This is a genomic window from Legionella sp. PC997 (assembly GCF_014109825.1).
Classification (GTDB): domain Bacteria; phylum Pseudomonadota; class Gammaproteobacteria; order Legionellales; family Legionellaceae; genus Legionella.
Genome location: NZ_CP059576.1, coordinates 578,732 through 592,007 on the forward strand (window position 1 = coordinate 578,732; position 13,276 = coordinate 592,007).

The following is a 13,276-nucleotide window of genomic DNA, read 5'->3' on the forward strand; positions in this document are numbered from 1 at the left end:
ATGTTAAAGCGGATCCTTATGGAGGTGGTCGGTGTTACTGAAGACGAGATTAAGCTGGATAGGAGTTTTGCCGAATATGGAATTGATTCGGTTCTTTTAATGGCTTTGTTAAAGAAAATAGAAGCGGTAATGGGCTTAATGCTTGCTGCAGAAGTGATCTTTGAACACAATACGCTTGGCCGCTTAGCGTCTCATATCCAACAAATTAATGGCTTCGAACCCGAGACATTGAGCAAGCCAATGATAACCCTAAAACAACGAAACAATCCGAAGAAAATTGCAGTAATTGGTATCGGATGCCAGTTCCCTGGTGCCCATAATGTGGAACAATTTTGGGATAATTTACTGGATGCTAAAATCTCAATTACCCCCATTCCTAAAGACCGCGTTGATCGAATTGAATATGTTGCTTTTCACGGTGGATTTATTGAGGAACATGCATGGGCATCTGCACTTGATTTTGGATTTTCTAAAGCGCATCACCGGCAAATTAATCCTTTAGTTACGCGTGCATTGACGTTAAGTCAGCACGCTATTTTTGATGCCGGTTTTACCAAGGAAACAATCAAAGGGATGAATGCCGGGGTCTTCGTAGGTGCACGTGCAGATTTTAGTGCGCAACAAGAGATTAACCAGTTTACCATTATTGGTCAGGGGCAAAATTTTATTGCGGCTCATATCAATCATTTTTTTGATTTGAGCGGTACTGCGGAAGTCGTAGATACGGCTTGTTCATCTTCTTTGGTTGCATTGTATCATGCAGTTTCTGCGCTAAGAGCAGGTGATATTGAACTGGCTTTAGTCGGGGGTATTGATGGATTAGTCAATACTCGGCCTTTTGCTTTGATGGATGCAGCTAAAGCGTTATCACCGGATTTTAGATGTCGTCCTTTTGATGTTCGTGCGAATGGCATTGTTCTCAGTGAAGGCGGTGGTTTTGTCGTTTTAAAACCTTTAGAACAAGCAATCGCAGATGGAAATAAGATCTATTGTGTTATTGAAGGCATTGCGGTCAATAATGATGGGAGTACTATGGGGTATACGACTCCCAATCCTAAAGCTCAGCAAAAAGTGATTCAAAAGGCATTAGCCAATGCCGGTTTGACAGCACAGCATTTGGACTATGTTGAAATGCATGCTACCGGCACAGAATTGGGTGATCCTATGGAATTACAGGCCTTAACTCATGTTTTAGGCCACTCATCCATTAAAAAATGTGTAGTCGGTGGTGTGAAAGCAAATATTGGTCACACATTAAGTGCTGCCGGCATGGCTGGGTTCATTAAGACGGCTTTATGCAGTTACCATCATTGTTTGTTGCCTCAGCCTGAAAAAATAACTCCCAATCCTCGTTATGATTTTGCCCATTCTCCGTTGTGTTTGATTGATGAACCCAAAATCTTAGATGCGACTCGCACTCATTATTTTGGGGTGAGTGCATTTGGTTTTGGAGGAACAAATGCTCATGTAATTCTTTCGAGTAGGATCCCAAAGCACCAATCAATAAAGCGAGCCGTTTCACAACGGAAAGAACCAAATTCCGAAATAATGGATGAATTTTTTAATGTTGAACGAATTTAAAATTAAATTAAATGCAGATAATTATCTGGTTGCGGATCACCGAATCGATGGCACCCGGGTGCTACCTGGCATTGCGTATTTAGACATTATTGCACGCTGCTTTCAGTCTGAATGTTTTGAGCTCACCCAAGTGAGCTATCCTCATGCGGCTAAAGTGGAACCAGGTGAGACCCTTATTTTATGTATTGTTTATAATTCCCAATATCATTCTCTAGAAATCTATCATCAAGAACAAAGTCAAAATATCGTTCATTTCAAATCAGTCGTTGAGTTTAAGAAACCGAATTTACCTGTCTTGATGCACCTGTCAAAAGAAAATGAACAAATTCACTCAATGAGCACGATATATAGTTTGGCACGTGCTTCATTTATTGAGCATGGTGAATTTATGCAGGTCAGTGGTACCACGGGCATCAATGATTCAAAAATCACTATGAACTTGACTTTAGGGAGCAAAGCCCAAGCTTATTTATCCTCTTTTTATTTACATCCTGCGCTATTGGATGGTGCTACCTTTGCCATAGCTGCGTTGCATTTTGATGAAGTAGCGCATGCAGGTCCGGACATAGGTTATTTACCATTAGGAATTGATAAGGTAAGCGTCTTTGGACGGGTTACGACATCAACATTGATAGTCAAAGCTGAAATAATGCCAACGCAACATGAGTCGTTAATCAAAAGTCGTATTCATATATTTACACCGACAGGCGATTTAGTAGTTGCTCTTGAGGGCTTAACAAATAAGCGATTTCAGCGTCGGCAATTTAGGCAGCAAGATGTGATACAGTCCGTAAACCCGTTGCCCACCGTTCATGGGGATACACACAAAAAAATTGCAGCATTGATAAGAAATCATATACAGGATGCCCCTGATTTTTTAGAGCCTCAGGTCTCTTTTTTTGATTTAGGTTTTGATTCCAGCAGCCTAATCGCTTTGGTCGATGTACTCGAACAACAATTCAATTTGGAGCTTTACCCCACGTTATTGTTCGAACAAAATACCATGGAAAAATTAACTGCATATATTAATTCGCGGGGTTCATCTTCCATAACAAAAAATCTTACACAAAAAATAAGTACTCTTCGCTCGTCGACGTCCATGAACATAGCCACATCGATGGATCCTACGATCAATCCGCCAAAGGCTGGCTGTGTAGAGCAGGCGGAACACTTATCGGCACCCTTTGAATATGCTGATTATGCACTTTATATTCCTACAAAAACCAAAATAAAGGAGCGTTTAGATAATAAGCAGGTATTGATCATTAATGACCGCTTAACCTATGACCAAGCATTGAAACTTTATCAAAAACACCCTAAAGAAGATTGGGTGATTTATGATGGACGCTATCATCAGACGGATCTTGATTTGCACACTGTTTTGTCTCGTTTAGTAGAAACATTTGCCAAGCTTTTATCCGGTGGTCAAGGAACCTTGCCTCCAATAGTTTTGGGGTTATCTCCTAAGCAAGTACTTTTAATCCCTTCCGTTTCTGCATTCTTTTCGTGTCTTGCTAAAGAATACCCTCAACAGCTATTCTCGATTCTTGTAAGTGATGAATGTGTTAACGAAACTACTAGGTATTTTTTGAGTAGGCAGAGATGTATTTACCTTCATCAAGATGCGCTTTATGCGGTAAGTTACCTGCAACCACAATTGAATTATGCGATATCCCATTCCAGTTTTAAAACTGGAGGAAGCTATTTGATTGTTGGTGGTCATGGAGGCTTAGGCCGATTGCTCGCCAGTTATCTGCGTAGACAATACCACGCGAAAATTCATGTTATTGGACGAAGTCAAAAGATTGAATCTGATGAGAATAGTACCTATTACTCCTTGGATGTAGCCGATGCGGATGCAGTAAACGATTTTTTCGCCACGCATGATTTTCCTATCGATGGATTATTTTATTTAGCGGGTGATAAGCATGACCGGTTGCTGATGAATATTAGTAACAATGACATTACCAAAACGCTACGTTCTAAATTAGACGGTTTGAGGGTAATTCATCATGCACTACAATATAAGCAACTTGATTTTTATTGTATTTATTCTTCTTTATCCGCCGAGATTGGCAACCTTGGACAAAGCATTTATGCTGCTGCTAATGCTGCTGTAAATGGCTATGCCTGCGAACAAGAACAATTACGGCTTGCGGGAAAACAGTATTCCCGATTTATTAGTATCAGTTGGCCTTATTGGTTAGATGGCGGGATGGAAATTAACCCGCATCAATTGCAAAAACTGCAAGAGGAATATGGGACCTTACCTTTAGGCGCGCCACATGCTTTTGCATTGTTAGAACATGCATTTGCAACAAATGTACCTCATGTGGTGATTGCTAACCCTAAATTGCTCCAACATCGGTTATTAAAGTCACAAACAAGGCAGCTTAAGTTCCCTACCCAACTGGAGGCGCCTGAAGTTAATGAACACGACATTGCGATTATTGGAATGTCATTTCAATTACCTGATGCCGCCAATCTAGAAGAACTCTGGAATAATTTAGCTGCCGGCAAAAATTCAATTAAAATGGTGCAACGAAATTGGCATTATACCCCTTATCCTTGGGGAGGTTATTTGGATGATATTTCCAGTTTTGATCCTTTATTTTTTAATATCTCACCCCGAGATGCAGCGCTAATTGATCCCCAAGAACGATTGTTTTTAGCGAATGCCTGGCATTGTTTAGAAGACGCGGGTTATGCACAGATTCAAGAGAAAAATATGGGGGTGGTTGCGGCGTCCATGTTTCATCTTTATCAGAACTATGGAGTGGAGCAATACCAAGAGTGTTCTGAGGTTAAATGTCCGCAATCTTCAGGGGCAAGTATAGCGAATCGTGTGTCTTATGCGTTGAATTTGACCGGTCCTAGTTTCTCTCTAGATTCTATGTGCTCTTCTTCACTTACTGCCATTGAATTAGCTTGTCGTTATTTAACAACGGATGAAGTGGATGCGATGTTAGTGGGGGGCGTAAACCTTTGTTCCCATCCTTATAAATTAGCCTCATTGGTGCAAAATAAATTCTTATCACCAACTGGGAAAAGCGCTCCATTTCATGAGCAAGCCGATGGCTATGTCCCTGGCGAAGGCGTTGTTGTGCTGCTTTTGAAAAAGGCAAACAAAGCACTGGCTGACGGGGATTCGATTTATGCATTGATTAAGGGTTTAGCATTAAATCATGGAGGGATGGGCAGTGGATTTACTGTTCCTAATGCGGCTGCCCAAGCAAAGGTGATGCAGCACGCTTTAGCCAAAGCGCGAATTAAACCTGAGCAAATCGATTACATTGAGGCACACGGAACAGGAACCTCTTTAGGTGATCCAATTGAACTTGCTGCATTAAAGCAGGTATTTGGTACGCGTTCAGTGCAAAAACCATTGTACGTGGGTTCGATTAAAAGTAATTTTGGGCATTTGGAAGCAGCTGCCGGTATGGCTGGGATTGTGAAATTGATTGCCCAATTCCAAGCGCAAGCATTAGCACCGTCCATCAATGCATTGCCTTTAAACCCGGGGTTAAATATCAATGCGGCACCCATTCAAATATGTACCCATTACTTGCCGCAACAAACACTTCACTTTGCTGGACTGAGTAGTTTCGGGGCCGGTGGCAGTAATGCACATTTAATTTTACAAAATTATTCACAAAATCTCATTGCACGACCCAAAACTCAATACAACAAACAAAATTATTGGTTGCCTGATGCAGAAATAGTGACTCATCATTGTTATCGAATGGATCGGATTATGTGTAACGTGGAGCCTGTTTCAATTTTTGAAGAGCTCTGCCAGCTGGATAATGGAGTCCAGCAAATGTATTTCAAACGGGCTACCATAGAAACACGAGGGAAAAAAGTAGTCATTGTTTTTGGGGAAGCACGCTTTACCTCAGAACAGCTTATTGCCTGGATAAGCCAATGTATTGTGGTAAATCCGGAGGTTCAATTTATATTTATCCATCAAAGTCGGACTCAATGGATGGAGTCGCATGCATTGATGATGTCTTTGCCGAATCAAGTAAAATATTATCATAAGAATATTTTAATTCCTCATTTATTTTCTTTGTCTCCTTCTGAGGTAGCCAATATAGTGAGTAATGAAGCGCAACAGCTCGATCATCGCTTGGTGGTATATGATACAACCCGCCAGGCAATTAGTTTAAGTTTAGTAACCACGCCACTTCACCCAATACGACTCCAATCGGAACTGCGGGTAGTTGTATTGGGTGGTTTGGGCGCTATTGGATACCAATTTTGCCACACATTAATAGCTGCCGGAATTTATCGATTTGATGTTATTGGACGCAGTGCCCTGGATGTGAAACGACACCAGATGCTTGCTGATTTAGGAGGCGAAATTCAGTACATCCAACATGATTTTTCTAGTCCATATCATCGTTCTTTTACTTACGATTTCATCATTAATTGTTTAGGAGTGATGCCTGGTAAAAACAAAAATGAAGTGGCACAACGAAAAAAAATACAACCTCACTTAAGTCGATTTATTCAACTAAATCATCCCCATAAACTAATCAGTATTTCTTCTTTATCTGCATTAGCTGGATTTAGTAACCAAGAGGATTATGCAATTTATAATGCTGCTTTGATTGCACATTCTGACTATTGCCAAGAACATGTGTGTGTCTACTTACCTTTTGTCATGACGGAAACCTCAGCATCATCTGCTGAGTTAAATTGGTTGAGATGGAGTAAAAATACTCAGGGTTTAGAACCGTTAACGACGGACAACATACAAAGTATTTGTCGCCAGCTACTTACTTTAGAAGCAGGTGAGTACATTCCGTTTAAGGGGGATCCTCAACAATTTCATAAATATTTAACCCAAGAATGTTTGACGGTTCAAGTTAAGAAATTGCAGGAACGTATAAGCCTCAATCAAGGGAATTCATTATATGAATTAATTGAATCCATTTTGGGAATTTCTGCTCAGCAAATTAAAGCAGAGAATACTTTTTATCAATTGGGATTTAATTCATTGACGCTTAGTGAATTCGCCGAAGCAATCGCCAAACAGTATCATATACACATTGATCCTAACCAGTTTTTTGAATTCCATACGCTACAGAAACTACATGAATATTTACAGAATAATACCAAAAATTTTCCTCTCCCGTTGTCCAAAAAACTGAATTCAACCTCAGTCGGTGTGGTTATTTGTGGCTATCATTGTTCTTTCCCTCAATGTCCTACCCCCGAAGAATACTGGCACGCTTTATTGACTGGTAAAGATTGTACTCAGATGCCTTTAAAGATCCGTTTTAAGGATGAGCACGATGAATCACGTAAGATAGGCTTTATTGACCATTATGCGGATTTTGATTTTCACTTTTTTGAGTTGGGTTTGGAACAAGCAAAATATATGGATCCCCAACAGCGCAAGCTATTAGAACTATCCTGGCATGTATTCGAGCAGGGGGGCGTTTCACCTGCCACATTGAAAGGAAAAAATATCGGGGTATTTGTTGCTATCCAATTTGATGATTATGCACGTCTATTGGATCGGAGTCAGATAAATAGTCTTTATCAAATTACCGGGTGTGCAAAGACTTTCGCTGCAAACCGCATTTCCCATTTTTTTGATTTCCATGGTCCGAGTGAGACCATTGATACAGCTTGCTCGAGCAGTTTTACCGCCTTGAACCGTGCTGTTGCGGCAATTAAGAACGGTGAATGTGAGTCCGCACTGGTTCTAGGTGTGAGTTTGCTTTGTGATATAAAAACACTTGAATTGACGACCCAATTAAATGTTCTCTCACCCACGAATTATTGCCGTCCTTTTGATGCCCAAGCGGATGGGTATGTAAAAGGTGAAGGGGTTGCTGGTCTATGGTTGGTGGGGGATACTTTGGCGGCCGCGCAAAAGTTACGTATTGAAGCCACAATAAAAGCGATTCAAGTCAATCATGGAGGGCAATCACAATCATTAACTGCTCCGAATCCGCTGGCACAAAAACAATTATTATCACAAGTGTATCAGGGTGGAATATCGATTGATGAAATCGATTATTTTGAAGCACATGCGACCGCAACTCGTCTAGGGGATCCCATTGAGTTCTCGGTCTTACAGGAGTTATTTGCGCCACGAATAAAGCCGCTTTATATCGGTTCGGTAAAGAGTAATATAGGTCATACCGAGCCTGTGGCAGGCCTTGCGGGGGTGATTAAAGGATTGTTGATGTTGAAACACCAAATAATTCCGCCGCAGGCAAATTTTCAGGAAGTGAATCCCCTCATTCGACTTGCTGAAAGCCCGTTTCGAATTGCCAAAAAAGCGGAGGTTACTCAATTAACAACGATTGCGATTAATAGTTTTGGTTTTGGGGGCAGTAATGGTCATTGTATTTTGACGCGCGATGAGACCTCCTCAGAACAATTACCGAAGCTGCCTTATGTTCCGATCAAATTATCCGCCAAGAGCAATGAAGCGTTGGTAAGAATTTCAGAACAGCTACTGGATTATGTATGTACTGTACCCGATAGTGTTTGTCTGACTCAATTAAGTTATACCTTAAACGTAGGACGTGCTGATTTTGAATGCCGCAAGTTATTGATTGTGGAAGACCTTGATGATTTGTGTGAACAATTAAAAAGGGAGGGTAAATCATCTAATTCGGTACATGAGAATTACTCCCAGGAACAGACTCTTCTTGGGTTGCAGCATATTCCTCATCAATTGAAGGGTTATTTAGAAAGGCTTGCCCTTGTCTATCAAGAGGGTCGTTCAATTGATTGGCAACATGTTTATGAGGGTATTAATGCCATTCCATTGGTATTACCTGTTTATCCTTTTGCAACCCATTATTGTTGGTTTGACGCTCCAGAGACATCTAAAGCTATTAATAAAGAGATTGAAGCGTATGAGCCAATTTGGAGGAAAAAAAATGTTCGTTCGCTGGAGTTGCATCGTTATCAGCACCGGGCTCTATTTTTAACGCGAATGCAGGAGCAACAGGTAAAAGAAGCGCTGCAGCAAATTCCCTATAAAGGGATGAGTTGTTTTATCTTTGTTGAAGAGCAGGATTCAGTAGAACAGGGCATGCGATGGCTGCACGAACACCCTTGTGAATTGATTTATTATTTTGCGGGGATGTGTCAAGAGCCCATAAACACGATATCTCTTCTGGACTCCCAGCGCTTGGGAATGGCAGGCTTTTTAGATTTAATTAAAAGGCTGGAAGAACTGGCCTATCGTGAAAAATCCTTAACCCTTTATATTTTTAGCAATAATGCTTATGGATTAAAGGAATCGGTTATTAATCCTTATGCGGCAAGCATGCATGGTTTAGCCCAATCATTAAAAAAGGAACATCCATTTTGGTTGATTGAGTGCATTGATCTTGCGGACAATAGGATTAGTGCTCAAGCGCTTGTTTTATCAAATCAAGGCCAAGCTTTTCCTTTGGTTTTGGCGCATGACGGAGTGTGGCACCGGCAACTTAAAGCTGTGAATCATACATTAAATCCCTGCCAACGTACTGATGAGGTCATCGTGCTTATTGGTGGTGATGGGCACGTAGGAAGGCTTTTGGTGCCCAAGTTTATTGAACGTAATCCTCGCGCACTCATTATTGTTGGTCGCTCTATCAAAACACGAACCGAAGGAGTCCTTCATTGGAAAACAATGGATTGCACGGTAGCGGTTGAAGTTGACTCTTTGCTAGATGAGGTGATTCAACGCTATGGGACAATTGATTGGCTCTATCATTTAGGCGCTTGTTATAGTGAATCTCCGGTGACTTCATTGAATTATGAAGATTATTTGTCGCAAATGAGTGTGAAGGTATTAGGTACTTATCATTTAATCAAAGCATGTCATCGTAGGGAAGTGAAACACGTTATCATCACTTCTTCAGTACAAATTTATACGCAAAATAAAAATAGAGGTGCTTACTCTGCAACCTGTTATTATGCGGATGCATTAATTAAGGCGTTGCGTTCTGAGAAAACGAAATTGGTTCATTGGGGTTTTTGGCAACAAGACGATGAGGTTGCAAACCAATTGATGCTCTCCTCAGGGATTTCTCCGATTACTCCAGAGCAAGGTTATCATTCCTTACAATTGACAGCTTCTTTGCCTCAGTCTGATCTAAGTTTTTTCAATGTTTCAGAATCAGTAAAAACCATGATGCCAATTTGCACGGATTCCCTAACCCAAGAAACCGAGGATTTGCTTCTCTTTAATCGAGGATTATTTGAGTTAGAGTATTTTTGTTTTCACTTAATGAAACATCATTTGCAGACCCAAGGGTTAGTTTGGAGTCAAAATTATTCAAGATCAGAAGTGCAAAAGGACTATGAACCTTATTATTTAGCATTAATCAACATGCTCAAAGATTTTGAACGAAATCATGTTTCTCAAAACCCACATCAAATTAAATCCCACGTTGAATTACTTCACGATCAATTGCAATTAATAAGGAAATACCCTCAAATTAAACCGTTTGTTCAATTACTTAAGGTGTGTGGACTGCATTTTACTGAGGTAGTTACAGGGCAAAAAACCATCCAGCAGATTATGTTCCCTTTTGGCCGAGATGATTTAGTTCGTGGTATTTATCAAAAGAATCTTTTGGCACATTATTACAATCAAACCATTGCCTCTTTAGTTAAGGACATTAGTGATGCCCGTCATACTCAGGTTGATATTCTTGAGTTAGGAGGGGGTACGGGGGCCACAACAGAAGCAATACTCACGCAATGTGCACATAAGGTTCATTTCACATTCAGTGACATTAATCCTCAATTTGTGGCGCGGGCTAAAGAATACTTCTCTAAGTATGCTGAAGTGGAAACATGTATTCTAGATATTAACAAGCCCATGATGAACAAACAATTTGATCTCATTATTGCAAGTAATGTATTGCATACTACTGATAATATTCGTCAATGCCTGCTGAACATTATTCCATTACTTCGTAAGGATGGTGTATTGATTATCAATGAAGCAACAGCGAATAGCTTATTTCTTGCTTGTACCTTCGGCTTATTTAAGCAATGGCATACCAATAAAGATGAATATCGTATCCCCGCAAGCGCGTTACTCCATGCAGAAACTTGGGAAAAACTACTGCAAGAAATTGGTTTTTCAGTGGAGATGTTGGCGATGCCTAAAGAGGTAGATCAATCGATTTTTGTGGCACGCTTAAAAATAGGACCTCGCCCTCATACTTTGGTACAAAAGGCGATGGTCTCTCAAAAAGAGAGGGAATTGATGCCTGCAAAAACTGCGAATTCAGATGAGTTATTGACACTTTTTGCAAGACATGTACATTGTGCAACAACCACCTTGGATTTAAATCAATCATTAGTCCATTACGGCTTAGATTCATTGGCAGCAATTCATTTGGCAGAGCAAATTAAAGGTGAGTTAAAACTTAATATTTCACCCACTGTATTACTTGAGCCTGTTTCTATATTACAACTCATTAATTCTATTGCGAAGAAGAAGGAAGAACTTTTATGTTAAGTAATGAAGAATATACTGAAGTGAGAAAATCACTGAATTTTAAGCGTCAACTTACAAAGAGTCTTGGTTTTTTAATTGCTGATATCGCTTTGCTTTATGCTGCAGTTATTTTGTTGGGAAAAAACAACTTACTATTCTATTGCCTGGGTGAACTTTTTTTGGCGATTTTATTTCTGCATAATTTTATTTTACTGCATGAGTGTGGTCATAATACTTTATCGAATAAATCCTGGCTCAATGTGGTTCTGGGTCATTACATGAGTATTTTTTGTTGTATGCCATTTTATCCATGGAAAATCATTCATGAAGAGCACCATAAGTGGACTGGGCATATCGATAAAGATCCGGTATTTGAATTACTGAAGCAGGCCAAAATAAGTAAGAAGTTACCGTGGATCTTTCATGTAGGCTGGAGAACCTTTATTCCCTTAAATGTGTTGTTCTTACATCTGGTTTATTGGACTTATCCTCTTAAATTGCTCAAACAAAAAAAACTATCCCAAATCAGGTTTCGACAATGTTTGTTTTCGGTACTCTTTTTATTTTTTGCTTATGTATTTTTAAAATGGTGTTTCCCTAGTTTTGTAACGTTTAAAAACCTAGTTCCAGCGATTTTGATTTATGGAGTCCTCTGGGAAACTTTGTCTACTCCGCAGCATTTAGGTTTAGAACCTACTCAACATCGACCTACCCTAAAAGAACATACTTTAACGACGCGAAGTACCTGGTTTCCACGATGGTTACAGCATTATTTATTTTTAAACTTTGGTTATCACGTGGAGCATCACTTTTTTCCAGCTTTACCTTGGCATGAATTGGAAAAAGCACATTACAAAATTAAGCCCTTGTTAAGTAATGAATATCAAATGGTAACAGGTGGAATATGGAATATTCAAATGCGTAGCCAAAACATGGAGAAGGCGATTGGAGTGCGTGATGATTAAGATTTTGAATGTGACTCATTTTGAGCCCGTAACATGTGAAGCGGCATTGTGTTTGGAAAAACAAATAATCGTTAGTGAGTTTCAAGCCGGAAAAGGTTCTAAAAGTCACTATATTGATTATCTCGATTTAACAACTTCCTATGTCATGCTCATTGCAGAGCAAGATGCGCAATTCTTGCTATGGGAAAGTGAAGCATTGCTAGAACATTGTCAGGAAAATTATATTATAAAGATTCATTTCAAATTGTCTGCTAATGAGCTTGCACTATTTGAGGGAGAGAAAGCATTAGAATCTTGGTGTGCGCGAAACCGTATGGTTTTACGGAAACTCAAAGATGAGGCCCATATCTCGTATTATTTTACGTTGTTTGATTCTCATAAAATCACCGGTGAGCTGCTGGTGTCTCCAGTACTTTATTTTGATAAAAATCCAGTCTTTACCCTGCAAACGGAAGAGGATGTAGTATCGCGGTTGGTTGAGGTAAAACCTGTTGTTTTAGAAGTCAAAAAAAATCAGCTTATTTGCTTTGATAAGTACCATTATCAAATGATGTATCACCCTGATTTTAATTTTATACGAGTTCATGATGTACATCGAAATCATTAAAACCCAGCGATTCAAATTTATAAATTACTGTCCTGTTGTTGTCGATACAGAAAATAAAACGTGCATTTTTATCGATCCTTCATGGGAAAAAAGAAAATTTCAGAATTTTGTAACGCGCAATGAATTAAGGGTTGTCGCAATTTTGTTAACCCATCATCATCTCGATCATTCGCATTTGGCGAATTATTTTGCCAAATATTATGAGTGTCCTGTGTTTATGAGTAGTTCTGAAATAGAGTATTATGGATTTCAATGTCATAATCTTAAAGCGATTTATCCTTTTCAAAACCTCCTTAATTTAGAGCATCTTCCCAGCATCATCATCCATCAAACCCCGGGACATACTTTCGGCGGTCTTTGCTTTCAAATTGATAACGTTTTATTTACAGGGGATACTTTGTTTAATGAAGGGTGTGGGTTTTGCCATAGCAAAGGTGGAGATGCAGGCATGATGTTTGATTCCCTGAATTATCTAAAAAAAATGATACCTGATGAAGTGTTGGTGTATCCAGGCCACCGTTATCATCATGATCTGGGGCAGTGTTTTTCGGAAGTGAAAAAAATGAATATTTATCTAAATATTGAAGATCGCAACGATTTTATCCAGTTTCGTACTCGAAAAACAAAAGGGTTATTAAATTTTAGGTGAGC

At 39.6% G+C, this 13,276-nt stretch carries 5 protein-coding genes (1 of these 5 only partly in view); all 5 read left to right on the forward strand.

The features are described 5' to 3' along the window. Tightly spaced (each overlapping or abutting the next), the 5 genes in view from HBNCFIEN_RS02390 to HBNCFIEN_RS02410 form a layout consistent with a single transcriptional unit that may run on beyond the window. On the forward strand, positions 1 to 1,581 hold the 3' portion of the coding sequence (locus HBNCFIEN_RS02390; RefSeq protein ID WP_182392555.1) for a beta-ketoacyl synthase N-terminal-like domain-containing protein. It extends 5,964 nt beyond the left edge of the window; only the last 1,581 of its 7,545 coding nucleotides appear in the window; the start codon falls outside the window, past its left edge; the stop codon is at positions 1,579 to 1,581. Next, positions 1,565 to 11,074, forward strand: coding sequence for an SDR family NAD(P)-dependent oxidoreductase (locus tag HBNCFIEN_RS02395; protein ID WP_182392556.1), 9,510 nt, complete (start codon positions 1,565 to 1,567; stop codon positions 11,072 to 11,074). The genes HBNCFIEN_RS02390 and HBNCFIEN_RS02395 overlap by 17 nt, the downstream gene beginning before the upstream one ends. After that, positions 11,068 to 12,018 (forward strand): fatty acid desaturase, encoded by a 951-nt coding sequence (locus HBNCFIEN_RS02400; RefSeq protein WP_182392557.1) that lies wholly within the window; start codon positions 11,068 to 11,070, stop codon positions 12,016 to 12,018. Before HBNCFIEN_RS02395 ends, HBNCFIEN_RS02400 begins: the two co-directional genes overlap by 7 nt. Beyond that, the gene (locus HBNCFIEN_RS02405; protein ID WP_182392558.1) at positions 12,011 to 12,625 is read left to right on the forward strand and encodes a hypothetical protein; all 615 of its coding nucleotides are present in this window, start codon (positions 12,011 to 12,013) and stop codon (positions 12,623 to 12,625) included. The genes HBNCFIEN_RS02400 and HBNCFIEN_RS02405 overlap by 8 nt, the downstream gene beginning before the upstream one ends. Continuing rightward, positions 12,603 to 13,274, forward strand: a complete 672-nt coding sequence (locus tag HBNCFIEN_RS02410) for an MBL fold metallo-hydrolase (RefSeq protein ID WP_255464314.1) — start codon at positions 12,603 to 12,605, stop codon at positions 13,272 to 13,274. Before HBNCFIEN_RS02405 ends, HBNCFIEN_RS02410 begins: the two co-directional genes overlap by 23 nt. Positions 13,275 to 13,276 lie beyond the last annotated feature (2 nt).